General features: G+C 50.5%; 24 protein-coding genes. 13 read left to right on the top strand and 11 right to left on the bottom strand.

The window, feature by feature from the left end; all coding sequences use genetic code 11:
* Positions 1 to 52 precede the first annotated feature (52 nt).
* Entirely contained in the window at positions 53 to 1,237 is a 1,185-nt protein-coding gene (locus L6468_RS08000) for an aldose epimerase family protein (RefSeq protein WP_237792862.1), read from the bottom strand.
* 171 nt (positions 1,238 to 1,408) lie between these two features.
* Here L6468_RS08000 and L6468_RS07995 point away from each other — a divergent pair, with 171 nt between their 5' ends.
* The 4 genes from L6468_RS07995 to L6468_RS07980 are packed head-to-tail and all read left to right on the top strand — an operon-like array spanning position 1,409 to position 6,583.
* Complete coding sequence (locus L6468_RS07995) at positions 1,409 to 1,915, top strand: DMP19 family protein (RefSeq protein ID WP_091818290.1); 507 nt, start codon at positions 1,409 to 1,411, stop codon at positions 1,913 to 1,915.
* Positions 1,912 to 2,394, top strand: a complete 483-nt coding sequence (gene smpB / locus L6468_RS07990; protein WP_091818288.1) for an SsrA-binding protein SmpB — start codon at positions 1,912 to 1,914, stop codon at positions 2,392 to 2,394. The genes L6468_RS07995 and smpB overlap by 4 nt, the downstream gene beginning before the upstream one ends.
* Complete coding sequence (metH, locus tag L6468_RS07985) at positions 2,391 to 5,105, top strand: methionine synthase (RefSeq protein ID WP_237792861.1); 2,715 nt, start codon at positions 2,391 to 2,393, stop codon at positions 5,103 to 5,105. The genes smpB and metH overlap by 4 nt, the downstream gene beginning before the upstream one ends.
* On the top strand, positions 5,102 to 6,583 hold the full coding sequence (locus L6468_RS07980; protein ID WP_237792860.1) for a glycoside hydrolase family 10-like protein: 1,482 nt from the start codon (positions 5,102 to 5,104) through the stop codon (positions 6,581 to 6,583). The genes metH and L6468_RS07980 overlap by 4 nt, the downstream gene beginning before the upstream one ends.
* 95 nt (positions 6,584 to 6,678) lie before the next feature.
* On the opposite strand, the gene rpmA is transcribed toward L6468_RS07980, so the two are convergent.
* The 4 genes from rpmA to prfA form a co-directional block, all read right to left on the bottom strand.
* The gene (gene rpmA, locus L6468_RS07975; protein ID WP_091818282.1) at positions 6,679 to 6,945 is read right to left on the bottom strand and encodes a 50S ribosomal protein L27; all 267 of its coding nucleotides are present in this window, start codon (positions 6,943 to 6,945) and stop codon (positions 6,679 to 6,681) included.
* A 14-nt stretch (positions 6,946 to 6,959) separates the two neighbouring features.
* A complete protein-coding gene (gene rplU / locus L6468_RS07970) occupies positions 6,960 to 7,277 on the bottom strand; it encodes a 50S ribosomal protein L21 (RefSeq protein WP_091818280.1) in 318 nt (105 codons plus the stop codon).
* Positions 7,278 to 7,452: 175 nt separating this feature from the next.
* Positions 7,453 to 8,280, bottom strand: a complete 828-nt coding sequence (gene pyrF / locus L6468_RS07965; protein WP_091854129.1) for an orotidine-5'-phosphate decarboxylase — start codon at positions 8,278 to 8,280, stop codon at positions 7,453 to 7,455.
* A gap of 48 nt (positions 8,281 to 8,328) precedes the next feature.
* Complete coding sequence (gene prfA / locus L6468_RS07960; protein WP_091818276.1) at positions 8,329 to 9,444, bottom strand: peptide chain release factor 1; 1,116 nt, start codon at positions 9,442 to 9,444, stop codon at positions 8,329 to 8,331.
* Positions 9,445 to 9,551: 107 nt separating this feature from the next.
* Between prfA and fmt the strand changes: the two genes are divergently transcribed.
* Together fmt and rpe are read left to right on the top strand one after the other, a co-directional pair.
* On the top strand, positions 9,552 to 10,517 hold the full coding sequence (gene fmt, locus L6468_RS07955) for a methionyl-tRNA formyltransferase (protein ID WP_237796660.1): 966 nt from the start codon (positions 9,552 to 9,554) through the stop codon (positions 10,515 to 10,517).
* Between the two features lie 188 nt (positions 10,518 to 10,705).
* Entirely contained in the window at positions 10,706 to 11,353 is a 648-nt protein-coding gene (rpe, locus tag L6468_RS07950; protein WP_237792859.1) for a ribulose-phosphate 3-epimerase, read from the top strand.
* Between the two features lie 24 nt (positions 11,354 to 11,377).
* Here the strand turns inward: rpe and L6468_RS07945 are convergent, their stop codons facing one another.
* Positions 11,378 to 11,980 (bottom strand): sigma-70 family RNA polymerase sigma factor, encoded by a 603-nt coding sequence (locus L6468_RS07945; RefSeq protein WP_237792858.1) that lies wholly within the window; start codon positions 11,978 to 11,980, stop codon positions 11,378 to 11,380.
* A gap of 210 nt (positions 11,981 to 12,190) precedes the next feature.
* Here L6468_RS07945 and tsaD point away from each other — a divergent pair, with 210 nt between their 5' ends.
* The 5 genes from tsaD to L6468_RS07920 all read left to right on the top strand — a co-directional run bounded on the left by tsaD (position 12,191) and on the right by L6468_RS07920 (position 14,490).
* Positions 12,191 to 13,216, top strand: coding sequence for a tRNA (adenosine(37)-N6)-threonylcarbamoyltransferase complex transferase subunit TsaD (gene tsaD, locus L6468_RS07940; RefSeq protein WP_091818390.1), 1,026 nt, complete (start codon positions 12,191 to 12,193; stop codon positions 13,214 to 13,216).
* Between the two features lie 6 nt (positions 13,217 to 13,222).
* Complete coding sequence (locus tag L6468_RS07935; RefSeq protein ID WP_091854137.1) at positions 13,223 to 13,738, top strand: CinA family protein; 516 nt, start codon at positions 13,223 to 13,225, stop codon at positions 13,736 to 13,738.
* A gap of 119 nt (positions 13,739 to 13,857) precedes the next feature.
* On the top strand, positions 13,858 to 14,121 hold the full coding sequence (gene rpmB, locus L6468_RS07930) for a 50S ribosomal protein L28 (protein WP_091818266.1): 264 nt from the start codon (positions 13,858 to 13,860) through the stop codon (positions 14,119 to 14,121).
* 6 nt (positions 14,122 to 14,127) lie between these two features.
* Complete coding sequence (gene rpmG / locus L6468_RS07925) at positions 14,128 to 14,319, top strand: 50S ribosomal protein L33 (protein ID WP_091818264.1); 192 nt, start codon at positions 14,128 to 14,130, stop codon at positions 14,317 to 14,319.
* 12 nt (positions 14,320 to 14,331) lie between these two features.
* Positions 14,332 to 14,490, top strand: a complete 159-nt coding sequence (locus tag L6468_RS07920) for a DUF4295 domain-containing protein (RefSeq protein WP_091818262.1) — start codon at positions 14,332 to 14,334, stop codon at positions 14,488 to 14,490.
* Positions 14,491 to 14,609: 119 nt separating this feature from the next.
* Here L6468_RS07920 and L6468_RS07915 read toward each other — a convergent pair whose 3' ends face one another.
* Genes L6468_RS07915 through L6468_RS07895 form a run of 5 tightly spaced genes read right to left on the bottom strand, consistent with a single transcriptional unit; the run spans position 14,610 to position 21,159 of the window.
* Entirely contained in the window at positions 14,610 to 15,770 is a 1,161-nt protein-coding gene (locus L6468_RS07915) for a glycosyltransferase family protein (RefSeq protein ID WP_237792857.1), read from the bottom strand.
* A complete protein-coding gene (locus L6468_RS07910; protein ID WP_091818251.1) occupies positions 15,767 to 16,729 on the bottom strand; it encodes a glycosyltransferase family 2 protein in 963 nt (320 codons plus the stop codon). The genes L6468_RS07915 and L6468_RS07910 overlap by 4 nt, the downstream gene beginning before the upstream one ends.
* The gene (locus tag L6468_RS07905) at positions 16,708 to 17,613 is read right to left on the bottom strand and encodes a glycosyltransferase family 2 protein (protein ID WP_237792856.1); all 906 of its coding nucleotides are present in this window, start codon (positions 17,611 to 17,613) and stop codon (positions 16,708 to 16,710) included. The genes L6468_RS07910 and L6468_RS07905 overlap by 22 nt, the downstream gene beginning before the upstream one ends.
* A 24-nt stretch (positions 17,614 to 17,637) precedes the next feature.
* Positions 17,638 to 19,152 carry an oligosaccharide flippase family protein gene (locus tag L6468_RS07900; protein ID WP_237792855.1) on the bottom strand — a complete coding sequence of 505 codons (1,515 nt, stop codon included), beginning with the start codon at positions 19,150 to 19,152 and terminating at the stop codon, positions 17,638 to 17,640.
* A gap of 6 nt (positions 19,153 to 19,158) precedes the next feature.
* Positions 19,159 to 21,159 carry a glycosyltransferase family 2 protein gene (locus L6468_RS07895; RefSeq protein ID WP_237792854.1) on the bottom strand — a complete coding sequence of 667 codons (2,001 nt, stop codon included), beginning with the start codon at positions 21,157 to 21,159 and terminating at the stop codon, positions 19,159 to 19,161.
* Between the two features lie 74 nt (positions 21,160 to 21,233).
* Between L6468_RS07895 and L6468_RS07890 the strand changes: the two genes are divergently transcribed.
* A complete protein-coding gene (locus tag L6468_RS07890; RefSeq protein ID WP_237792853.1) occupies positions 21,234 to 23,621 on the top strand; it encodes an ATP-dependent helicase in 2,388 nt (795 codons plus the stop codon).
* Positions 23,622 to 23,667: 46 nt separating this feature from the next.
* A complete protein-coding gene (locus L6468_RS07885; protein WP_237792852.1) occupies positions 23,668 to 24,654 on the top strand; it encodes a DUF3089 domain-containing protein in 987 nt (328 codons plus the stop codon).
* Positions 24,655 to 24,658: the final 4 nt, after the last annotated feature.

The raw sequence follows: 24,658 nt of genomic DNA, 5'->3' as shown, positions 1-24,658 counted from the left end.
TTGTTGAATGTGTTTTAATTTTTTTTGTTATTAATATGTATTGTTAGTTCTATTATTTCACAGAGAACTTATAGGCAGCGTGGCTGTAGTACTTCTCGCCGGGGTTCAGCACGGGACTGGGCCATTCAGGATGGTTGGGGCTGTCGGGGTACTTCTGGCTCTCCAAGCATACAGAGATGTACTGAGGATAGTGCTTGCCATGCTTGCGAACCACGTTCTCCTCGCCCTGGATGCCCTGGAAGTTGCCAGTGTAAACCTGTACGCCTGGCTCGTTGGTGAACATCTCCATGAAGATGCCGGTCTTAGGACTGTAGAGCGTGGCTGCAACCTTTGTGTCATCACCCTTGGTGTTCAGACACCAGTTGTGGTCGTAACCGCCATTGGCATTAGCCACCTGGTCGTACTCACGATCCAGACCGTCGATGATAGCATGTTCGGTGCGGAGGTCCATCGTGGTACCCTCTACGGCACGAATCTCACCTGTAGGCATGTAAGAGTCGTCGGCCACGGTGAACGAGTCGGCATTCACGCTCAACCACTGGTTCAAACCACCTGCAGGCTCCTCGAAGTCACCAGAGAGGTTGTAGTAGTTGTGGTTGGTCTGATTGATGATGGTGGGTTTGTCGGTGGTAGCCTCCCAAGTGATGTCGATGGTGTTGCCATTGACAATCTTATAAGTGGTAGTTGCCGTTACGGTGCCGGGGAATCCGTTCTCGCCGTCCTCAGCAACGATGGTCAGCTTCAATGTCTGGTCGTCAATCTGCTCGGCCTTGTAGATCTGGTTCATCCAACCCGTATCACCGCCGCCATGCAGACAGTGGTCACGTCCGTCGTGCTTGTCGTTCTGCTTCAGCTGGATGGTGTCGCCATTGAGGACGAAACGACCCATGTTGATGCGGTTGGCATAGCGGCCAACGCTTGAACCGTAGTCGGTGGTCTTCTCCATGTACTGGGCAATGTTGTCGAAGCCAAGTACTACGTCAACGAGCGAGTCGTTCTTGTCGGGTACCATCATAGACACGATACGAGCACCATAGTTGGTGATGCATACCTCCATGCCCTTGTCGCCCTTGAGGGTGTAAAGACGCACGGTGTCGCCATTGACAACAGTGTCAAACTTAGCAGGGTTAAGGCCCGATGCTGTTAACTCTACAGGTGCTGTTTTGGGGTCACACGACATCATCGTGAGAGCCATGAGTGCACCAAATCCGAATAGTGAAGCCTTGAATGCTTTCATCGTTTTGTTGAATTAAAAAATTAAACTTTTAGTTATTGTTTCGAAATTTGGGTGTAAAGTTACAATATATTTTCTGAACCACCAAACATATTGGCGTGATTTTTTGTTGACAAGTCCTTTTTTTATAGATTTTCATACGTATTTGAAAAAAAAGACGTACCTTTGCACTCTATGAAACAGATTATTGTAAAAGACGCGGATTTAAGTAAAGCAGCAATGGAGGGCATGGATGCCTTCCTGCAAGTCTTTATTGATGCACTGAGAGAGGCCGTGGGAGGAGAGCCTACTGCGGAGAGTCTGCAGGAGTTGAATGCTGACCAGGTGACGCTGCTCTGTTGGGACACCCTTCACCAGGAAGTGATGGATGGCGGCTTCGTGCAACTGATCCATAACGGTTACGGTCCTTTTATCTTCAAGAACCCCTTCGCCAAGGCGCTGAATAAGATGTGGGGCATGCGCGACCTGTCGAAGATGCTGTATGAAGTGCACACGTTGTGGCTGGAGCATCGCGAGGCCCTGGAGGCTGAGTGTACCGATGAGGAGTTCATGGCGCTGTTTGAACAGCATCCGCAGTTTGATGATTATGACGATATGTTCATCGAGAACGAAGAGCGATGGACGGATGAGATTGCCCACTATGTGGACAGGAATATAGAGAAATTTGCTGTAGTAGAATGAATAAACAACAAGAGGAACTCCGTAAGAAGAGTCCTGTACAGATAAAGAACCGCAAGGCCTCATTCGAGTATTTCTTCATTGAGGAATTTACGGCGGGCATTGTGCTTACCGGTACCGAAATCAAGTCGATCAGGGCTGGTAAGGCAAGTCTCGTGGATACTTATTGCACCATCATCCATGGTGAGATGTGGGTGAAGGGCATGTCGATAAGTCCTTATTTCTATGGTTCTTATAATAATCACGAACAGAAGCGTGACCGTAAGTTGCTGCTGACCAGGCGTGAGATAGCCCGACTGGAGAGTGCTACGAAACAGACTGGATACACCATCGTACCAACACTCGTGTTTATCGACGAGAACGGCAGGGCTAAGATGGACCTCGCTCTTTGTAAAGGTAAAAAGGCTTTTGATAAGCGTCAGACGCTGAAGGAAAAAGAAGACCGCCGCGAGATGGATCGCGCCATGAAGGTTTACAAATGATACAACAGGAAATAACTAAACGCATCCTGATTCTCGACGGAGCCATGGGCTCTGTCATTCAGGAGTATGGACTTGATGAAAAAGACTTCCGTGGAGACCGTTTTCAGGATCTGCTAGGACTGATTAAGGGTAACAATGATATCCTGAATCTGACGCGTCCTGACGTGATTGGTGATATCTATGAAAGGTATCTGAAAGCTGGTGCCGACATTATTTCAACCAACACTTTCAATGCACAACGTATCTCACAGAGTGACTACGGGTTATGCGATTTTGTTAGAGAAATAAATGAAACCAGTGCACGACTCGCCAAGAAGGCGGCAGAGAAGTATTCCACACCAGGAAAACCCCGCTTTGTTGCAGGTTCTGTAGGACCTATGAACAAGACTTGTTCGATGTCGCCCGACGTGTCGAACCCGGCCTATCGTGAGCTGACTTACGACCAGGCTCTGGAGGCCTATATGGAGCAGATTGGCGGACTGGTAGACGGTGGTGCGGATGTCATCCTGATTGAGACGGTTTTTGACACGCTCAATGCCAAGGCTGCCATCGATGCGGCCGTGAGGGTCATTGACGGTCGTGACATTCCCATCATGGTGAGTGTGACGATCAGTGACGCTGCCGGACGAACGCTGAGTGGACAGACCTTGGATGCTTTCCTGGCGAGTGTGTCGTCATATCCTATTTTCAGTATTGGCCTGAACTGTTCGTTTGGTGCGCGTCAGATGAAGCCTTATCTCAAGGAACTGAGTCGTCGTGCACCTTATTATATTAGTTGTCATCCGAATGCCGGCTTGCCCAACTCGCTGGGCCTCTATGACGAGACGCCGGAGACGATGGCCCCGCAGATTGCCGAGTTTATCGATGAGAAACTCGTAAATATCGTGGGTGGCTGCTGTGGTACCACACCTGCCTTCATTGAGAAATATGCACCGTTGGTGGTGGGTAAGGAGCCCCATCAGCCTGTGGAGAAACCGACGTCTCTATGGCTGTCGGGCCTGGAACTCCTGAATACCGGCGAGGCTACGTTCGTCAATGTGGGCGAACGCTGTAACGTGGCCGGTTCCCGTAAGTTCTTGCGACTGATTAAGGAGAAGAGCTACGAGGAGGCTTTGCAGATAGCACGCAAACAGGTGGAGGATGGTGCCATGGTCATCGATGTCAATATGGATGACGGACTGCTGGATGCGAAGGCAGAGATGGTGCATTTCCTGAACCTGATAGCTTCTGAGCCTGATATTGCCCGTGTGCCTGTGATGATTGACTCCAGTAAGTGGGATGTGATTATGGCTGGCCTGAAGTGTGTGCAGGGCAAGAGCATCGTGAACTCCATCTCCCTGAAAGAGGGTGAGGAGGTGTTCCTGAGTCATGCACGCGACGTGAAGAGCATGGGTGCTGCCGTGGTGGTGATGTGCTTCGACGAACAGGGACAGGCTACCTCGTATGAGCGCAGGATTGAAATAGCAGAAAGGGCCTACCGACTGTTGGTTGACAAGGTGGGTTTCCTGCCTCAGGATATCATCTTCGACCCCAACGTGCTGGCTATTGCTACGGGTATGGAGGAGCATAATGCCTATGCGCTGGATTTTATCCGTGCTACGGAGTGGATTCATCAGAATCTGCCTGGAGCGCATGTCAGCGGCGGCGTCAGCAACCTGTCGTTCTCGTTCCGTGGCAACAACTACCTACGTGAGTCCATGCATGCCGTGTTCTTGTATCATGCCATACAGGTCGGTATGGACTTTGGTATCGTAAACCCTTCGGCCAAGGTGACTTACGATGACATCCCGCAAGATCACCTGACATTGATAGAGGATGTGGTGCTGAACAGGCATCCGGAGTCGGCGGAGCAACTGATGGAGCTGACGGGGGAGACGGGGAATACTAGTGAAACTAGTCAGACAAGTTCAACTAGTGCTAGCCTGAACCTCGAAGAGCGTCTTCAGGAGGCACTTATCAAGGGCAACGGCGAACATCTGGATGATGACCTGAAGGAGGCATTGGCGAAGTATCCGCGTGCCGTCGATATCATTGAGGGGCCTTTGATGGCTGGCATGAACGAGGTGGGACGCCGCTTCGGAGAAGGAAAGATGTTCCTGCCGCAGGTGGTGAAGACGGCTCGTACGATGAAGCGTGCGGTGGAGATCCTGCAGCCGTTTATTGACTCTGGAAAAACGGAAGGGACGGGAACAACCGGGAATCAGAGGAAGGTGCTTTTGGCTACCGTCAAGGGCGACGTTCATGATATTGGTAAGAATATCGTGGGGGTTATCATGGCTTGTAATGGTTACGAGGTGATTGACCTTGGCGTGATGGTGCCTGCCGACCAGATAGTGGCCCGTGCCAAGGAGGAACATGTGGATATGATTGGTCTCTCGGGATTGATCACGCCCAGTCTGGAAGAGATGGTCAATGTGGCCAGCGAACTGAAGAAGGCCGGACTGGATATACCCATCATGATTGGTGGTGCTACGACCAGCGAACTGCATGTGGCACTGAAGATTGCGCCGGTATATGGCGGTCCGGTGGTATGGCTGAAGGATGCCTCACAGAATCCCCTGGTGGCTCAGCGACTGATGGCGGATGCAGAGGGGTATAACGAGGAACTGAACAGAACTTATGCGCACCTGCGCGAACAATATATTCAAGAACAGCAGCAACTGCTCTCGCTCGACGAGGCACGTCGCCGCAAAACCAAACTATTCGAATGAAAAAACTACTTGTCTTTCTATTGGCTTTCTTGGCCATCAATGTAAGTGCCCAGAAAAAACGTGAGTTTCGTGGTGCTTGGATCCAGTGCGTGAACGGACAGTTCCAGGGCATGGGAACGCAGAAGATGCAGCAGACCCTGATGTATCAGTTGGATGAGCTCCAGAAGGATGGCGTCAATGCGATTATCTTCCAGGTGCGTCCGGAGTGTGATGCACTCTATCAGAGCAGTATCGAACCCTGGAGCCGTTTCCTGACAGGTCAGCAGGGTAAGGCACCATCACCTTATTGGGATCCCTTGCAGTGGATGATTGAACAGTGTCATCAGCGTGGCATGGAGCTGCATGCGTGGATCAATCCTTATCGTGCGAAGACAAAGGGTACAACGGCACTGGCTACCACTCATGTGGCTATTCAGCATCCTGAGAGATGTTTTGACTACGACGGACTGAAGATATTGAATCCTGGTATTCCTGAGAACCGTGACTATATCTGTGAGGTGGCCAAGGATATCGTGGCCCGTTACGATGTGGATGGTATTCATATGGATGACTATTTCTATCCTTATCCTGCAGCAGGACAGATTATTCCTGATGATGCGCAGTATCGTCTTCATAGTAATGGCATCAAGGATCGTGGCGACTGGCGCAGGTATAACGTAGACCTGTTTATCAAGCAGTTCTATGAGACGGTACATGCCGTGAAGCCTTGGGTAAAGGTGGGTATCTCTCCTTTTGGTATCTACCGTAACAAGAAGAATGCTGCTATCGGCAGTAATACCAACGGCTTGCAGAACTATGATGACTTGTATGCTGATGTGCTGATGTGGGTGAATAATGGCTGGCTTGACTATTGTGTGCCTCAGATTTACTGGGAGATTGGCAATAAGGCTGCCGATTACGAGACGCTGATCCGTTGGTGGAACCAGTACGCTGGCGCCCGTCCATTGTTTATCGGTGAGGATATCGAGCGTACGGTGAAGAACAAGGACCTGCAGAATCCCAACCAGCATCAGCAGGCGGCCAAGCATCGTCTGACCCAGCAGATGCAGAATGTGAAGGGTACCGTGCTCTGGTATGCCAAGGCTGCTGTGGATAATACGGGCAACTATGGTACGATGCTGCGTCAGAACTACTGGCGTCATCCTGCCTTGCAGCCTGAGATGTCGTTTATTGATAAAGTAAAGCCAGGGAAGCCCCGTAAGGTGAAGCCCGTATGGACCAGCGATGGCTATATCCTGTTCTGGACTGCTCCAAAGAGTAAGAAATGGAATGACGAAGCCACGAAATATGTGGTCTATCGTTTTGCAAAGGGTGAGAAGGTGAATGTTGAGGATCCTTCAAAGATTGTGACAATCACGTCGAACACCTTCTATAAACTCCCATATACGGATGGACGCACGAAGTATTATTATGTAGTGACAGCCCTGAACCGTTTGCAGAATGAGAGTAAACCCGCCAAGAAATCGGTGAAGCTCTAAGGGAAATCCCCTGGTACAGATAAAGCAGAAGCCCTGTCTCGAAAGACAGGGCTCTGTTGTTTGTTTGGAATAAGTGTTTTTGTTTGTAAGTTGTGTTATGCTTCAGCAGCTTCGGGTATTACTGAAACGATGCTCTTGTTGAACTTACCCTTGTGGAAGTTCACTGTGCCATCAATGAGGGCATAGAGGGTATCGTCTTTACCAATAGCAACACCGTTACCGGGGTTGTGCTTTGTACCACGCTGACGAACGATGATGTTGCCGGCGATACACTTCTGGCCACCCCAGATTTTCACACCAAGTCGCTGAGCTGCACTTTCGCGGCCGTTCTTAGAACTACCTACACCTTTCTTATGTGCCATACTGCTGTTCCTCCTTAAGCGATTACTTGTTTAACTTCTACCTGAGTGAACTGCTCACGATGACCGTTGCGCTTGCGAGAGTCCTTGCGACGCTTCATCTTGAAGACAATCACCTTGTCGCCCTTTACCAGCGGGTTCACTACTTCTACTACTACCTTTGCACCTTCTACGGTGGGTGCGCCAACCTTGACAGCGCCGTCGGCATCTACGAGCAGCACTTTGTCAAACTCAACAGTCTTGCCTGCCTCCACGTCCTTGATGTGGTGCACGAAGAGCTTCTTGCCCTCCTCAACCTTAAACTGCTGACCCTGAATTTCTACAATTGCGTACATTTGATTTTGTTTGTAAATAGGGTTTTTTCCGTAAGGCGGTGCACGTCCGTACACACTTAACCCTGCCTCCACGGACTCATTTCGGGGTGCAAAGGTACTAATTTTCTATTACATAGAACCTATTGCACCGGATATAATGCTAAACTTTTATGTTTTTTTAACCTGTAGGATAGACTTAGAGACCTGCTTTTGTCAGTTCCTCGTCCATCTCCTGTTGCAGTTCGCGGGCTTTGTTGCCTGCCACTTCTGCAAAGTGGTCGTCGTTAGAGGCATAGATAATGCCACGGCTGGAGTTGACCAGCAGACCGCAGTCTTTGTTCATGCCATATTTGCATACTTCCTGCAAAGAACCGCCCTGGGCACCTACGCCAGGCACAAGCAGGAAATGGTCGGGAGCCAGTTTGCGGATGTCCTCGAACATCTTGCCCTGAGTGGCACCTACGACATACATCATGTTGTCGGTGTTGCCCCATTCCTGACTCTTCTTCAGCACTTTCTCAAACAGACGCTCGCCCTGGGCATCCTCCGTGAGCTGGAAGTCGTGCGAACCCTTGTTGCTGGTCAGGGCCAGCAGGATAACCCACTTGCCTTCGTACTGCAGGAAGGGTGTCACGGAATCCTCACCCATATATGGTGCCACGGTCAGTGCGTCGATGTTGTATTCCTCGAAGAACGTGCGGGCATACATCTGACTGGTGTTACCGATATCACCACGCTTGGCATCTGCGATAATCAGATGGTTGGGGTGATTCTCCTTGATATATTCGCAGGTCTTCACGAAAGCTTCCATACCCTTGATACCATAGGCCTCGTAGAAAGCGAGGTTGGGCTTGTAAGCCACACAGTAGGGGGCAGTGGCATCGATGATGGCCTTGTTGAATTCGAAAATGGGGTCGTGCAGGTCGAAGACGCACTGGGGCATCTTCTTAGGGTCTGTATCCAAACCTACGCAGAGGAAACTGCGCTTCTGCTTAATCTGTTGAATGAGTTCTTGACGTGTCATATTCTTTATGGTTGTTTGTTGCTGTACCACAGTAACATACTCAACTGGTTATAATTCGTTTTCTTTCATTCGCTCGGCATTCTCGGCCACGGTGAGGGCGTCGATCATTGCCTGGATGTCACCACCAAGGAATCCCTGCAGGTCGTGAGTCGTATAGCCGATACGGTGGTCGGTCACACGTCCCTGGGGGAAGTTGTACGTGCGGATCTTAGCCGAACGGTCACCGGTAGAGACGAGCGTCTTACGGCGACTGGCTATATCGTCCATGTATTTCTGGTGTTCCTTATCATATATAAAAGTGTACAGGCGCGAGAGGGCACGCTCCTTGTTCTTTGGCTGGTCGCGCGTCTCGGTACACTCGATGAGGATTTCCTCGGTCTCTCCGGTATTGGGGTTCTTCCACATATAGCGCAGGCGAACACCAGACTCCACCTTGTTCACGTTCTGGCCACCGGCACCAGAAGAACGGAAGGTATCCCATTTGATTTCACCTTCGTTGATATGTACCTCGAACTTGTCGGCCTCGGGCAGGACGGCTACCGTTGCTGCTGATGTGTGCATACGGCCCTGGGTCTCCGTGGCAGGCACACGCTGAACGCGGTGTACACCACTCTCGTATTTCAACGTGCCGTATACATCGGCACCGCTCACGGCAAAGTCGATCTCCTTGTAGCCGCCTACAGCACCTTCGCTGACGCTGGTCACAGAGAGTGTCCAACCTTTTGAGTCGCAGAAACTCTTGTACATCTTAAACAAATCGCCGGCAAAGAGACAGGCTTCGTCACCACCTGTTCCGGCGCGAATCTCCATCTGTACATTCTTCGCATCTTCAGGATCTTTCGGAATGAGGGCTATCTTGATTTCCTCTTCCAACTGGGGCTGGAGGGCCTCGTTGGCAGCCAGTTCCTCACGGGCCATCTCCTTCATCTCGGGATCGTCCTCGTTGGCCAGGATATCTTTTGCTTCTTTAATGCTGTTCAGACAGTTGATGTATCGTTTACGTGCATCCATGATGTCGCCCAGGTCCTTGTATTCCTTCGTGAGTTTCACGAAACGGTTCTGGTCGGCAATCACAGCGGGGTCGGTGATGAGTGTTGAAACCTCTTCAAATCGGCTCTCTAATCCGTCAAGTTTCTGTAAAATACTGTTTGTTGTTTCTGCCATAAAAAGTTGTTAATCATAATTTGGGTGCAAAAGTACAAAAAATAATCGACTTTGAGGGCCTATAATAGAAATTTTATCTATCTTTGCACTCTGAAAGCGATATGAAAATGCAAAAAGAAGATTTAAGAATAGTATTTATGGGTACTCCGGAGTTTGCCGTCGAGACCCTGAAAGCACTTGTTGAAAACCATTATAATGTGGTGGCTGTTGTCACCCAGCCAGACAAACCCGTAGGCCGTCATCAGAATGAGCTCCAGCCTTCAGAGGTGAAGAAATACGCGTTGGAGCACAATCTGCCCGTGCTGCAGCCCGTGAAGATGAAAGACCCCGAGTTCGTGGAGACGCTTCGTTCGTATCAAGCCAACCTTCAGGTCGTGGTAGCATTCCGTATGCTGCCTGAGGTGGTATGGGCTATGCCTGAATACGGCACTTTCAATGTCCATGCCGCCTTGCTGCCTCAGTATCGTGGCGCGGCCCCCATTAACTGGGCAGTTATCAATGGTGAGACAGAGACGGGTGTGACAACCTTCTTCCTGGATCATGATATTGATACCGGACGTATTATCATGAAGAAGCATTTTCCTATTCCTGATGACGCCAATGTGGAGTATGTCTATGATGGCCTGATGCATCTGGGCGCAGAGATTTGTATGGAGACACTCGAGGCTATCGTTGCTGCCGACGGACATCCTGCAAGTATTCCCCAGGAAGAGTGTGCCGAGTTGAAAGCGGCTCCGAAGATTTTCAAGGAGACGTGTCAGATAGACTGGAACCAGCCCGCAAAGCGTATCTACGACTTTGTGCGTGGCTTGTCGCCTTATCCCGGTGCATGGACGGTCCTGAAAGACGAAAAGGGTGGGGATACGGTTCTGAAGATATTCCGTGCCACCAAGACAGATAAACAGGTAAATGACAGGGTAGGCACTTTGATGGCTGACAGAAAACATCTGTATATCGCATGTGCAGATGCCTGGCTGCAAATCGATGAGCTGCAGCTGGCTGGAAAAAAACGTATGGATGCGCAGGCTTTCCTCAACGGCATGAAGGAGATAGAAAAATATTCTGCTGTATGATATAATATTTTGCGAGGCATCACGTTACTAATAATGTAAACATATAAAAGGAGATGCCTATGCAGATATTTACTTATGATGAAACGCATCCGAGCGAGAAGACGCTCAAGCTGATTAAAGAAATAGCTTATACCTATCGGGTAGAAAATAAGCAGGCTTATTGCCTCAATTAATTAGGAAAAGAAAAAATGACTTTAGTTTCACCTTCTCTTCTAGCGGCCGATTTCTTGCATCTCGACCAAGATATTCAAATGATTAACCGTTCGGAGGCTGACTGGCTTCACCTGGACGTGATGGATGGTTCGTTTGTGCCCAACATATCGTTTGGCTTCCCCGTATTGGAAGCTGTGGCGAAAGCATGTAAGAAGCCGCTTGATGTTCATTTCATGATTGAGAAACCGGAGCGCTATATTCAGCAGACGGCAAAGCTTGGTGCTATGATGATGAATGTGCACCAGGAGGCCTGCCTGCACCTGCATCGTACTATCCAGGAGATTCATCAGGCTGGTATGAAGGCTGGTGTGACGCTGAATCCGGCAACGCCTGTCTCCGTGCTCGAGGATGTGATCTGTGATGTGGATATGGTGCTTCTGATGAGTGTGAATCCGGGCTTCGGTGGACAGAAGTTCATTGAGAATACGATTCAGAAAGTAAAACGACTGCGTCAGCTCATAAATGAGTCGGGCAGTCGTGCATTGATAGAAGTCGACGGTGGTGTGCAAGGTGAAACAGCACCACGTCTGGTTGCTGCGGGTGTCGACGTGCTTGTCAGTGGAAGCTATGTGTTCAAAGCTTCTAGTCCTGAAGACGTCATCCATCAGTTGAGGAGCCTGTAACCGCGGCTCCTTGCTGATAAGGATTTAGTATTCGCAGAGCGCCAGTTCTATTTTGTTGTCCTTGGCCATCTTCCTGAGATTAATCAGGGCGTAGCGCATACGTCCCAGTGATGTGTTGATGCTGACACCGGTCAGATCGGCAATCTCCTTGAAAGAAAGCTGTTGGAAGTATCGCATATAGACAACCTCACGCTGAGGAGCGGGCAGAGTGTTCATCATCTTCTTGATGTCGATGAGAATCTGCTCATTAATCATCTCGGCCTCCTTATTGGAGTCCATGACAGACGCATTTTTCAGGTTCTGCAGGTCGTTCTCTTCGTTGGCGTCAACGATATGGGCAGATTGCTGCTGGCGGTACCAGTCCATGATGCAGTTGTGCGCAATGCGTGTAATCCAAAACTGGAACTTGCCAGAGTCGGTATACAACCCTTGCTGCAGTTTGGTTATGACCTTGACGAATGTCTCTTGGAAGATGTCGTCAGCAATGTCATGATCGCGAACTACGAACATGATGTAAGTGAACAACTTTGTCTGGGTGCGACTGATTAACTCATCAAACGCACGGTTATCACCTTTTACGTAGAGTAGTGCCAACGCTTCGTCGGATACTCCTTCAAAATTCTTCATATGTCAAGTAATTTTTTATGAAGTAAATTTTGTTTCGATAGGCAATAAATTTTGTTTTTATGAGTTAATAATAAAGGTTTATCGGTGCAAAAGTAGGTAAAAAATATGTAACGACCAAATTTTTCGCATATTTTTTTGCCGTACGTGCTATTTTTTTTAGTACCTTTGCAGTCTCTTTTGGTGATATTTAAACTGAGAGGATTGATAGAAATGAGTGATATATATATATTAGGTATAGAGTCCAGTTGTGACGATACTTCGGCTGCAGTGCTGAAAAATGGCGTCTTACTTTCCAATGTTACTGCTTCGCAGGCGGTGCATGAAGCTTATGGTGGCGTTGTGCCGGAATTGGCTTCCCGTGCCCATCAGCAGAATGTGGTACCTGTTGTAGATCAGGCAATTAAGAAAGCTGGTATCACAAAGGAGCAGTTGACGGCTGTAGCCTTTACCCGTGGACCCGGTTTGATGGGTTCCCTTCTGGTAGGTGTCAGTTTCGCCAAGGGTTTCGCCCGCTCCTTGGGTATTCCCCTGATAGACGTAAACCATCTGCAAGGTCATGTCATGGCCCATTTCATCAAGGAGTCTGAAGATGACCAGCATTGTCCGCCATTACCTTTCATCTGTTTGCTGGTAAGTGGTGGTAATTCACAGATTGTGCTTGTACGTGCCTATAACGATATGGAGGTGCTTGGTCAGACTATCGATGATGCTGCAGGCGAGGCTATAGACAAATGTTCGAAGGTGATGGGACTCGGCTATCCCGGTGGTCCTATTATCGACCGTCTGGCCCGTCAGGGTAATCCAAAGGCCTATCAGTTCTCCGAACCTCAGATTCCTGGCTTCGACTACAGTTTCTCAGGTTTGAAGACCTCCTTCCTTTACAACTTGCGCAAATGGGTGGAGGAAGATCCTGATTTCGTGGAGCATCACAAGGAGGACCTGGCAGCTTCTCTGGAATGGACAATCGTGGATATCCTGATGAAGAAACTGCGTCTGGCTGTGAAGCAGACGGGTATCAAGCATGTTGCCGTTGCCGGCGGTGTCAGCGCAAATAATGGTTTGCGCAATGCTTTCCAGGATCACGCCCGCCGTTATGGCTGGACCATTTATATTCCTAAGTTCAGCTATACCACGGATAATGCAGCAATGATAGGTATCGTGGGTCATTATAAATATCTGGATGGTGAGTTCTGTCCGATAGATGCACCTGCTTTTTCAAAAGTAACATTTAAGTAAAAAGATATGGATTTCGAAGGAAAGATTATAAGCAGAGAGATTAGTCAGCTGCTTTGGGAAAGAGAAAAAACTGTTTCTACTGCAGAGAGTTGTACTGGTGGTCGTATTGCAGAAGCAATTATCTCTGTACCAGGTGCTTCTAAATATTTTAAGGGTGGTATCATCTGCTATGTGAATGAAGTGAAGGAAAACCTGTTGGGAGTTTCACATGATTTGATAGAAGAGAAAACCGCTGTATGTGAAGAGGTTGCTGTTGCGATGGTGAAGGGCGCATGCAAGGTGTTGAACACCGATTATGCTATCGCGGCGACGGGCTTAGCTGGTCCTGGAGGTGGTACAAAAGAAATTCCTGTTGGTACTATCTGGCTGGCATGTGGTACATCGGAAAAAGTGGTTACATGTAAGATAGAAGAAGACAATGGTCGAGACATGAATCTGACCTTTGCTACCAATAAAGCTGTACAGATGTTCTGCGACTTCTTGAAGGCCGAGGATGCAACCAGTGAAGGCGAGGAAAGTTAAAAAACTTTAAGAGTTTAATAATTGTCAATTCTCTATTTTTAATTTCCAATAAAAATTCGTACCTTTGCACCCTGTTTGGAGTAAGTTACTAAAAAGGAACACAATTAAAGTAGATAGCAATGTCTAAAATTTGTCAAATTACAGGAAAGAAGGCACAGATTGGTAATAATGTGTCTCACTCAAAGCACCGCACAAAGCGCAGCTTTGACGTAAACCTGTTCAGCAAGAAGTTCTACTATGTAGAGGAGAATTGCTGGATTCAGTTGAAGATCAGCGCTGCTGGCCTTCGTATGATTAATAAAGTAGGTCTTGACGCCGCTCTGAAGCAGGCTGTAGCCAAAGGCTTCGTGGATTGGAAAGACATTAAAGTAATAGGAGACTAATAGACCATGGCAAGCAAGAAAGCAAAAGGCAATCGCGTTCAGGTTATCCTGGAGTGCACCGAGATGAAGAATAGTGGTCTTCCCGGCACAAGCCGTTACATTACGACCAAGAATCGTAAGAACACAGCTGAGCGTCTGGAGTTGATGAAGTATAACCCCATCCTGAAGAAGATGACTCTTCATAAGGAGATTAAGTAATTGTAAGAAAGAATGGCAAAGAAAACCGTTGCTACCCTCCACGAAGGTTCGAAGGATGGTCGCGCTTACTCTAAGGTTATCAAGATGGTAAAGAGCCCCAAGACTGGTGCTTACATCTTCGATGAGCAGATGGTTCCCAACGAAGCCGTTAAGGACTTCTTCAAGAACTAATCTAGTTAGATTATATTTTTTATCTAAATAATTAAGGCTGTACGCAATCATGTGTACAGCCTTTTTTTTGTGTCTTGATAGTCTTTCTTTTTGGAAAGGGCTGCGTTCTATTTTTTTTTCTATTCAGAATAGATGCGCTCGTACTGCCGGGCCACTTTGATATAGTCGTGATGGCGGCGTACGTACTCTATGCTCTGGCGCTTCAGTTCAGGGATGCGCTCAGGATGAAGGACGAGCTGTTCCAGTTCATCGCGCACACTCTCGTATGTAGGTTGTACGTTGACGATAGGGCGCAGTTCGTTCTCTCCCAGTATCTCGTAGTTCTCGGGTTCACCGCCACCTATGCAGATAATACCCTTTGACATAGCCAGCAGGGGATTCATGGATGGGGTGTAGCTGTAGAGCTGATCCAGGATAGCATCGCTACCGTCCATCAGTTTCTGGTATTCATTGAACGGGATACCCTCCGCCTTGATGAGTTTCATCTTATCAGGATGCGCACGCAATACATCCTCAGCTGCTCGTAGCATGATGTCGGTACCCTTGTAGGCGCTTCGTCCCTTGCTGATGCCGATGAAGATGGATGAGGGCTGATGGATGAGGGCTGATGGCTGAGGGATGAGGGGTGATGGTTCTTGCGTCCCTTCGGTAGCAAGCGAGCGGAGCTCGAGCGGATGTAAGATGTCTGATTCTGGCATCTTGATGGGCAGGGGGATGAAGTGCGTCTTCTCCTTGAAGTAAGGTTCGTAGCACACGTAGTTCTCGTAGAGACCGGCGATGATCTGGTCGCAGTCAACCGCAATAAACTTATTAAGTTTCTCCTTCGTTGTACCTATCCAGTCGCGCTGTTCCCTCAATGCAGGTTCATCCGTGCGCAACTCATCGCCGATGTTGAAGTCGCTATAGCGCAGAGGCTTCCTGTTCGTACACTCGTTGACCCAGTACCAGTCCATGCCCATGGCGCAGAGCACCACCTTCCTGTTATATCTTCTCAGGTATCTGTATATATGGAATATCCATTCCGCCTTCAGTTCCAGGAACATCGGGTTGATGAGCTGCACCACGTCATACCCTCTCCATCGCGGCAGTTGGGCATAGACCTTTGCCAAGAGCTTCAGTCCCCCCAGTTTTCCAGGTTGCCTGCTGAGGTTAATATCCCTTGGGTAGTTTTTCCAGAAGTCACCATTCGATGCCACTGTGACCTCATGTCCCAGCGAGCGCAGTCCCTCGGCCAGCGTGGCGTGTACGTTACTATATTCTCCTAGTAGCAGTATCCTCATCTCTCTCTCTTGATTAATGGCAGCGTACGCATCAGGAAGGCCAGTCCTATCTTCGTGTTCGTCAGTCGGCGGAACCACTTGTATTTCTTCGTGTAGTCCTTGTCGGCTAGTGGGAATAGTCCTTTCTTGCGCAGCTCCTCCAGTTGCTTGTCCAGGTAATGCCTGTTGCGCGTCTCCACAATCACCTTATAGATATAGTCCATCGTCAGCTGGTGGACCCGTCGCAGCAGCGCCATGCGGTCGCTTCCCGGTATGACGGCAGCAAACTGGTACAGCCGGTAGATAATCGCCTTGAAGTCGTTGAGCCGCTTCACCGTGTTGCGTGCATCCTGACTCGTTGTGATCGAGGCCTCCCTGCTCCTGTAGAAATACGCCTCCGCATCCGTCTGTATAATAGAACCGGCACGCAGAATCAGCAGCGGCGTAAACTCCTCATCCTCATGATAGATACCCGTGGTGAAGCGCAGGTTACCCAGGATGGTAGCCTTGAACAGATACCCGCATGCCGTAGCCTTGATATTCTGGTGACGCAGCAGATAGCGTCCCGTGGCAGCCTTCTGGTCGGCATATACCTTCTGACTTTGATCCTGCCTGCTGAACTCAAACATCACCATGTCCGGTCCCTTGAAACGGGCGATGTCCAGACAATGCTCGTACTGATTGGTGATGAGCGCATCATCGGCATCCACAAACTGGATATACTGTCCCGTAGCATTCTGCAGCCCCCTGTTGCGCGCACATCCCAGTCCGCCGTTCTTCTGACGGATATAGATGATATCGTCCAGGTAGTTGTTGAGCGCACCGAGGGGCGACACCTGCGAGCCATCATCTATGACGATGATTTCCCGTTCCGATTTCCTCAAGGAGAGTCGGATAATACTGTCCAGACATTCGCATAACATCTCCGTGGGGACGTTATAGACCGGTATGATGAAACTTATGAACGGGGTTTCTTCCATTGGTGTATCGCTTTATTGATTATACATATTCCGTTGATGCCAAACAAGTCCAGGAGTAACGCCTTGACACGCAGTCTTGCCGGCAGTCTCTTTGCCAAGGGATTGATGCGCATAAAGGGTAGGGTAGGTGCCTCGCCAGACAGTTCACAGACGTCCATCTGGATATTCAGCACATGCATATAATACAGGGTGTCGTTCCATTGGCGCATCGTATGGATATGACTGTCCAACAGGTTCTTTAACTCCTTCCCGTTTGCTGTGGCTGTGATACCTTTCTCGTTCAGCGTGTAGTAATACAGTCCCTGATTCACCGTGCAGATATTCCTTGCTGTCTGCAGTAATCGGGGCAGGGTTGCAGCATCCTCGAATACCTGACCCTCAGGAAAACGTATATTGTCAAATAGGCTCCGTTTGTATAGCTTATTACAAGCGTAGGTATGACTGTAGCCTTTCGCGTCCAGCCAGTAGCGCTTAGGGTCTGTATAGACCTTATCCGAGAAAGAAATAATCTGCTGACTGGAGGATTGGTGAAATCTGCATACTGGATATTCCACGATATCATATCTCTCTGCCAGCGCAATGATGCCGCTGTATGTTCCCTCCTTCAGGAAATCGTCAGAGTCCACAAACGTAATCAGTTCGCCTGTAGCCCTGCTGATACCTGCGTTGCGCGCAGCACTCAGTCCGCGGTTCTCCTGGTGAATCACGAGGATATGCGCGTCTTTTGCCTGCCATTCATCACAGATTGCCGCACTCTTGTCCCTTGACCCGTCGTCCACCAGAATCACCTCGAAATCGTCGATGCCCTGACGGAGCACACTCTCGATACATCTGTCGAGCGTGTCCTCTACATTATATACAGGTATGACGATACTCAGTTTCATGATGCAAAGATACGAATAACTTTTCTAATCCTCCACCTTTTTGCATTTGTTTTTATACCGTCTGACGATAGCACGCAGATCCATACGCTTGTTGAGCTGTATGATGCAGTAGCCGATGCAGACGGCATTGATGATGCCCATGACCGCATATTTCTCCAGTGTGGAGGGAATCTGCGAGCCTGTCAGGCAGATGGCTGCCATCGCCGTGGTGATGATAATCAGGTTGATGGTCTTGCGCGTGAAGCGGAAATGGTAGCGCCACGGAATCAGTATCAGACTGACGATGACCTCTACCACCGACACACACAGCGCCCCATAGCCCAGTCCGTCTAGTCCGAGGAAATAATAGAACACAGCCATGATGACAAATGTCTTCGTACTGCCCCATACGGCCTCCACCCAGAAAATCATCTTGTTGTCCCCCTTGGCGTAGATGATATAGTCGCGCGCAAAACACAGCGCTTTCAGTACCGTGGCCATACCCATGAAGCACACCATCCGCTCAATGCTCAGGAATTCCTCTGTCAGCAGGATGCGTATAGCCAGCGGGGCCGTCAGCATCAGTATCATAGCCAGTGGCGTGATTATCAGCATCGTAATCTCCGTCTGTTGGTTCACCGCCCTGAAAGCCTCCTGTATGTTCGTCTTTATCAGACTCGAGAGGTTAGGGTAGTAGTCGGTTGCCATCGCCGTGAACACCAGTCCGGTGTACTGCACTGTTATCACGTTGCAAGCCTGATAGAAACCCACGTCCTCCGTACTGCCTATATTATTGATAAACGCTACCAGGGCATACGTGGTCAGTGTGCCAATCAGCGACCCCAGGGTCATGACGGCGCCAAACTTGATGATGCCGCGTCCCTGTGTCCACATGGTCCTCAGCGAAATCCTCTCCTGCGGCATCTCCTTCTTATGGCGGTAGGACAACAGGCGTATCACGACGAAGTAGATGACGTTGCCCACGATCATGGCCGGCACGATACCCTCGATACCCCATACGAAGTAGATAGGCACGCTCAACATCAGTCCGCACATCGGCGGCACGATAGAACAGAACGCCAGCATCTTGTATTTCCGCATACCCTGCATCACCGCCATTTCGCCCATGCCCATCACGTTGAAGAATACGGCAACGCTCAGCAGGAGGAAATACGGGATATGCTTCTGGTCGTTGAACGACGTGGCCGACAGCAATGGCGAGAACACCACCGTGATGACCAGACCCAGGAGTGAGGCCATCAGCACGATGCGCCTTACCAGCCTCACGGTGAAGGCCAGCACCTTCGGGTCAGCATCATTGCCGGCCTGCGAGATTGGCGGCACCGCCGACACGTTCAGTCCCATCAGGGCAAACTGCTGAATGGTGTTGGCCGCCGAGTTGAATACCGAGGAAATACCCATACCCGTAGAGTGCAGGATATGGGCCACCAGTTTGGCACGGATGATATTCACGAGAATATTCAGCACCTGAGCACTTCCAAAGATGGCCGTGCTCGACATGATTCTGCGGTATGCGCTGACTTTCCTCTCGTTGGTCATGTCCGTTTAGAATTGTATCGTTTTCAGTTCCTTTCCTCCCACCAGCGATGCCGCATACGGGAATCCGCTCATCATCATGTGCGGCCCCTTCAGCAGGTAGGTTGCGCTGGCCCCTTCGATGATGTAGAAGTCCAGGAAGGTCCTTTCGTAGTATTCGTAGTTGTGCACGCCGTCGTTCCCGATATGCGAGATAGTGCCAGGCGTCGTGTAGATATCGAAGTGCTTCCCTGCCTCTTCGATGAAGGTCGTGCTGTCCGAGCAGATCACCAGCTTGTCGTGTGGATGCTCATCCCTGACAGCCTGCAATCGGGCAATGCAACTATGGAGCAGTTGCTGACGCTCTGTGACCGACAGCGGTTCGCAGTACACCTCCTCGTTGAAATCGTCCAGACAGTTGCAGAAGCGGGCCGATACCGTGACGTAGCTCCCGCCAATCTCCGCCTTGATCTTGTCGATATGCTGCTGCAGCCGTGCCGAGGGCTTGAACAGTTCCCGGAACGACTGCGCAAAGCCGTTGTCATAGCAGAAGGCAGCATTCGTGTAGGCGTGCGTCTGCACGTCCCTGCTGCTGACGAGCGCCTGCTGTATCTGTTTCAGGTGCATCTGCCGTTCCCCTGGCGAGTCATAGACGCTGCTGGCTATCAGCGTGCGTGACTGCATCGGACTGAAGCTTACCTCGTCAGGACTCACGGTCCAGTCGTATGTACCCGGCACCAGATAGTCTGTCAGCAGGAACGGATGCGTGAAGTGCAACTTGAACGCGCGTCCTGTAGCCAGACACTCCTGATACACGCTCACGGCACCCCTCAGACGGTCTATCAGCCCGCCGCTGGGCGCGTTGCCGCAAAACATGCTGATGACGTATGGCTCGTAGTTGTTCAGCGTCTTTCCCTGCAGATAGCTCCTGGCTGTCTCCCTGCGCACCTTCTCTTCCTCGCGCTTCCGGGTGTAGGTGTTGGCAAATCCCTCCGGATTTCTGCGCTGCATCACCTTCTCCCTGAGCAGCGCCCGGTTGTATCTCAGGCAGTATAGCGCCAGCACCAGCGGAAAACTCCTCAGGTTCAGGAACTGTATACGTTCTGCCTTGGTCAGCACACTGGCATCCAGACGCTTGAAACAGTCAGACAGGTTCCTTTGTATCTCAGCATCGGCATCCGTCAGTTCCTCGTGATGCTTCACGAACAGCATCATCTTCCAGCGCCAGTCGCAGAATGTGCGACGCATCGTCCTGCGGTATTCCTCGCTGTCCTTGCCGAATTCCCGCTCCATGATGTCGAGCAGTTGCAGGGCCGTCTTCTGCGTATGGAAAACCTTTGGCGAGATGCGTGTCGTGGTCGACGCCTCGTGGTTCTGGTAGTAGTAGCGCGCCTTGGCAAATGCCGCTTTCCCTGCGTGAATCAGGTACAGGCGCTCGTCCACTTCGTCGGAGTTCATCCAGATGGGTTCCTTCTTCTCCGGGTAGCTCATGTTGATCCAGGCACTCTTGCGATACAGTCCGCCGTTGCACCCGATGCGCCATTCCGGCACCGTCTCCTTCACCAGTTCCCTGGCCTCATACACCTTGTCCGTGTCAAATCCCTCTGCGGGCAGCGTCTGCGTGGTCTTTCCCGAGTCCAGGTCCACAAAGAGCATCTGGGGGTAGATGATGTCGGCATCCGTCTGTTGCTGACGCTCCGCCATCCGTTCCAGGTAGTCGTCTGAGAGCTGGTCGTCTATGTCGAGGGGCAACACGAATCCGCCCTTCGCCTCATACACGGCATGGTCGCGGGGCTGCTTGGCCGTCCCGCTGTTTTTCTGCTGAAAGAACCGGATGCGCTCGTCTCCTGAGGCCAGGGTCTCCAGACACTTGGCCGTGCCGTCGGTAGAGCCGTCGTCTACCACCACCCATTCCCAGTCCGGGTAGGTCTGGCGGCACAGACAGTCGTAGGCGCTCTTCACAAAGTTCTCACCATTGTACACAGGCGTCACAACTGAAATCAGCATCTTTTCCTCAGGAGAATTTTTCATACTGAAAATATAACGTGAAAAAGTGGCTTTTATTTTATAAATAATGATTAACTTTGCAGACGAATTTTAACGATATGGACAACATACTTTCACAACTCAATGATAGTCAGCGCGAAGCGGTGGAATATTGCGATGGTGCCTCACTTGTAATTGCTGGTGCAGGCTCCGGAAAAACGCGGGTGCTGACCTATAAGATAGCCTATCTGATGGAGCAGATAGGACTGAAGCCCTGGAATATCCTGGCCCTGACGTTTACCAACAAGGCGGCGCGCGAGATGAAGGAGCGTATTGCCCGACTGGTAGGTCAGCATCAGGCCGTCTACCTGCAGATGGGCACGTTCCATTCCGTCTTCTCGCGTATCCTCAGGGCCGAGGCCGAGCGGATAGGGTATAGCTCCAACTTCACGATCTACGATCAGAGTGACGCCCGTTCGCTGGTGAAGAGTATCATCAAGGAGATGGGCCTCGATGACAAGGTATATAAGCCCTCCAGTGTGAGCGACCAGATATCCATGGCCAAGAACCATCTTATCCTGCCCCATGCCTTCGTGAAGTGCTCGCTCTATGATGCCAAGAAACCCAAGGTGGCCGAGATCTACGTACATTATGCCGAGCGTTGCCGACAAGCTAACGCGATGGATTTCGACGACCTCCTGGTGCAGACATTCCTGCTCTTCGAGAACCATGAGGATGTGCGCCGCAAGTACGTGGAGCGCTTCCAGTATGTGCTGGTCGATGAGTATCAGGATACTAACTTCGCCCAACAGAAAATCGTGCTCCAGCTGACACGTGAGCGACAGCGTGTATGCGTCGTTGGCGATGATGCTCAGAGTATCTATAGTTTCCGTGGAGCCAATATTGATAATATCTTGAGCTTCAGGGAGTCATACGATAATGCCAAACTCTTCAAACTGGAGCAGAACTACCGTTCTACGCAGCTCATCGTGCGTGCTGCCAACAGTCTGATTCGTAAGAACGAACGACAGATTCCCAAGGACGTTTTCAGTCGGAATGACGAGGGCGAGAAACTCCAGTTGAAACCTGCCTATAGCGACAAGGAAGAGGCCATCATCGTGTGCAAGGATATCCGTCGTATCCGTCGTGAGGAGGGATGCGAATACAGCGATTTCGCCATCCTCTACCGCACCAATGCCCAGAGCCGTTCCTTTGAGGAACAGATGCGCAAGGACGGTATCCCGTATCGCATCTATGGCGGCCTGAGCTTCTACCAGCGCAAGGAGATCAAGGACGTGATTGCCTATTTCCGTGTGGTGGTCAATCCCAATGATGAGGAGGCCCTGAAGCGTATCATCAACTATCCCACGCGCGGTATTGGTGACACCACGCTTTCCAGGATTGTGGATACGGCTTCTAAGGAAGGCAAGTCGCTCTGGGAGGTGATGACCCAGCCGGCACATCTCGAAGTCAGCAAGGGCACCCTCACCAAGATCAATAATTTCTGTCAGCTGATTGACGGCTGGCGCATGCGCCTCGATGGCGAGGATGCCTACCAGTTGGGCCACGCCATCATCATGGAGAGCGGAATCTCCAAGGAGATCTATTCCAGTCGCAACCCCGAGGACCTCTCCCGTCAGGAGAACCTGGAGGAGTTCCTCGCCGCTATGCAGGACTTCGTGGAGAGCCGTCGTGAGGAGGACCAGGGCGACCAGATTGCCCTGAGCGACTTCCTGCAGGAGGTGGCACTGCTCACCGACCTCGACAGCGAGGGCGATGCCGACCAGCCCAAGGTGTCGCTGATGACCATCCATTCCGCCAAGGGACTGGAGTTCCCCACGGTCTTTGTCGTGGGCCTTGAGGAGAATATCTTCCCGTCGCCCATGTGCACCAACAGCATGCGCGAGCTCGAGGAGGAGCGCCGCCTGCTCTATGTGGCCATCACCCGTGCCGAGCGCCATTGCATCCTGACCTGTGCGCAAAACCGTTTCCGCTACGGACGCATGGAGTACGACACGCCCTCACGTTTTATCAAGGATATCGACCCCTCATTGCTCCATGTAGAGGGCACTCTGGGCAGTTTTGACCAGTCGGCCCAGCGCCTGCCCTGGCAACGTGCCTCCGAGGGTCCCGAGTGGATGCAGAACCCCCGTCCTGTGGCTACCCAGTTCCGTGCTGACCCCAAGCCCCGTCAGGTGGCACCCCGTCGTCCGGAGCCTAAGGTAGACCCCTTCAGCGAGGGCTTCAAGCGCCAGTTGAACATCGCCAGTGGTGGACGCTTCAAGCCCGTGGCCAGCACCCGCCAGACCTCAGCCGTCAGCGCTCAGTCCTCATCCGCGCCCCATTCCCTCCACGAGGGGGCTGTCATTGAGCATCAGCGCTTTGGAGTTGGTACGGTGGTGAAGCTCGAAGGTGCAGGCGACAACGAGAAAGCCACGGTCGAGTTCCGTAATGTGGGCACCAAACAGCTGCTCCTGAAGTTCGCCAAGTTCACTATAGTGAAATAGGGCCTGAGGAACATTGATGAATACAAATGATATAAACTACTACAGGATGAAAATGATTCTTGAAGCTTCAGCAAAAGTCTTCCTCTTAGGGATTTGCGCTTTTAGTCTGACGAATTGTTTTAACGGTCATGTAAGAAAAGCTCAGGATGCTAATGCCTCTGTATCGTATATTCCTGAGGCTCCAGATTATGATGACTCTATCATGTGGATTACGGCAGATGGCGACCAGCACGGAACGGGAGCCGATGTGTTTTATGTAGTGTCAACATGGGAAGAGGATTGGATGACGGCTGATAGTATCGTTTGTCACTATGCTGACGTATGGAATCCAAAGCATCGTGAGCGCATGGCTATTGAAATGAATAAGGCTGCTGGTTATATGTCTCCAGGTAACCGATTCTATGCACCTTTCTACCGTCATACAACGATTGATGCGTTTATGATGGAGAGTGAGGATAGTGTGTTGAATCGTGCCCGCATGGCTATGGATGATGTCTGTGCGGCTTTTGATTACTTCCAAGCTCAGCGTGACCAGAGTCGTCCGCTGATTATTGCAGGGTTCAGTCAAGGTGGCATGGCGGTGGTGGAACTGCTGAAGCACATGAGTGACGAGACCTACGGACAGTTGGCTGCTGCTTACGTACTGGGTTATAAGGTGACACCAGAGGATACGTTGCAAACAAAACATATCAAGGCTGCGCAAGGGGCTGACGATACGGGCGTGACTATCTGTTATAATACGGTGAAAGACGTGAAGTACATCAATTCCATTATTGCTGCCTCATGTATAGGCATCAATCCTGTGAACTGGCGTACGGATGCCACGCCTGCTACACTCCATGATACGATTACCGTCACATTAGAACCTGAGCGTCACGTTCTCGTGGTTACAGGCTATAGTGGTTCGGAGTATCCTGCCTATAAGAATTTTATCAATGTAGGCGATATCCATAGTTGTGAGCCTTGGCTCTATAGTGAGTGCATAAAGAAGAATATGGCTCTTAGGGCTAAAGCATGGCGTATGAGGAATTGATATA

This window comes from Prevotella communis (genome assembly GCF_022024115.1).
Lineage (GTDB): Bacteria > Bacteroidota > Bacteroidia > Bacteroidales > Bacteroidaceae > Prevotella > Prevotella communis.
Note: the sequence above shows the minus strand (reverse complement) of the source record. Positions and strands in the feature narration are given on the sequence as shown.

Coding starts and splice junctions, on each gene's coding strand:
- L6468_RS07980 (WP_237792860.1), top strand. CDS start 5,102: ATGAAAAAACTACTTGTCTTTCTATTGGCTTTCTTGGCCATCAATGTA.
- L6468_RS08000 (WP_237792862.1), bottom strand. CDS start 1,237: ATGAAAGCATTCAAGGCTTCACTATTCGGATTTGGTGCACTCATGGCT.
- tsaD (WP_091818390.1), top strand. CDS start 12,191: ATGAGTGATATATATATATTAGGTATAGAGTCCAGTTGTGACGATACT.
- L6468_RS07910 (WP_091818251.1), bottom strand. CDS start 16,729: ATGGAAGAAACCCCGTTCATAAGTTTCATCATACCGGTCTATAACGTC.
- L6468_RS07900 (WP_237792855.1), bottom strand. CDS start 19,152: ATGACCAACGAGAGGAAAGTCAGCGCATACCGCAGAATCATGTCGAGC.
- smpB (WP_091818288.1), top strand. CDS start 1,912: ATGAATAAACAACAAGAGGAACTCCGTAAGAAGAGTCCTGTACAGATA.
- pyrF (WP_091854129.1), bottom strand. CDS start 8,280: ATGACACGTCAAGAACTCATTCAACAGATTAAGCAGAAGCGCAGTTTC.
- rpmG (WP_091818264.1), top strand. CDS start 14,128: ATGGCAAGCAAGAAAGCAAAAGGCAATCGCGTTCAGGTTATCCTGGAG.
- fmt (WP_237796660.1), top strand. CDS start 9,552: ATGCAAAAAGAAGATTTAAGAATAGTATTTATGGGTACTCCGGAGTTT.
- prfA (WP_091818276.1), bottom strand. CDS start 9,444: ATGGCAGAAACAACAAACAGTATTTTACAGAAACTTGACGGATTAGAG.
- rpe (WP_237792859.1), top strand. CDS start 10,706: ATGACTTTAGTTTCACCTTCTCTTCTAGCGGCCGATTTCTTGCATCTC.
- rplU (WP_091818280.1), bottom strand. CDS start 7,277: ATGTACGCAATTGTAGAAATTCAGGGTCAGCAGTTTAAGGTTGAGGAG.
- metH (WP_237792861.1), top strand. CDS start 2,391: ATGATACAACAGGAAATAACTAAACGCATCCTGATTCTCGACGGAGCC.
- L6468_RS07890 (WP_237792853.1), top strand. CDS start 21,234: ATGGACAACATACTTTCACAACTCAATGATAGTCAGCGCGAAGCGGTG.
- L6468_RS07895 (WP_237792854.1), bottom strand. CDS start 21,159: ATGAAAAATTCTCCTGAGGAAAAGATGCTGATTTCAGTTGTGACGCCT.
- L6468_RS07885 (WP_237792852.1), top strand. CDS start 23,668: ATGAAAATGATTCTTGAAGCTTCAGCAAAAGTCTTCCTCTTAGGGATT.
- L6468_RS07915 (WP_237792857.1), bottom strand. CDS start 15,770: ATGAGGATACTGCTACTAGGAGAATATAGTAACGTACACGCCACGCTG.
- L6468_RS07905 (WP_237792856.1), bottom strand. CDS start 17,613: ATGAAACTGAGTATCGTCATACCTGTATATAATGTAGAGGACACGCTC.
- L6468_RS07920 (WP_091818262.1), top strand. CDS start 14,332: ATGGCAAAGAAAACCGTTGCTACCCTCCACGAAGGTTCGAAGGATGGT.
- L6468_RS07995 (WP_091818290.1), top strand. CDS start 1,409: ATGAAACAGATTATTGTAAAAGACGCGGATTTAAGTAAAGCAGCAATG.
- L6468_RS07935 (WP_091854137.1), top strand. CDS start 13,223: ATGGATTTCGAAGGAAAGATTATAAGCAGAGAGATTAGTCAGCTGCTT.
- rpmA (WP_091818282.1), bottom strand. CDS start 6,945: ATGGCACATAAGAAAGGTGTAGGTAGTTCTAAGAACGGCCGCGAAAGT.
- rpmB (WP_091818266.1), top strand. CDS start 13,858: ATGTCTAAAATTTGTCAAATTACAGGAAAGAAGGCACAGATTGGTAAT.
- L6468_RS07945 (WP_237792858.1), bottom strand. CDS start 11,980: ATGAAGAATTTTGAAGGAGTATCCGACGAAGCGTTGGCACTACTCTAC.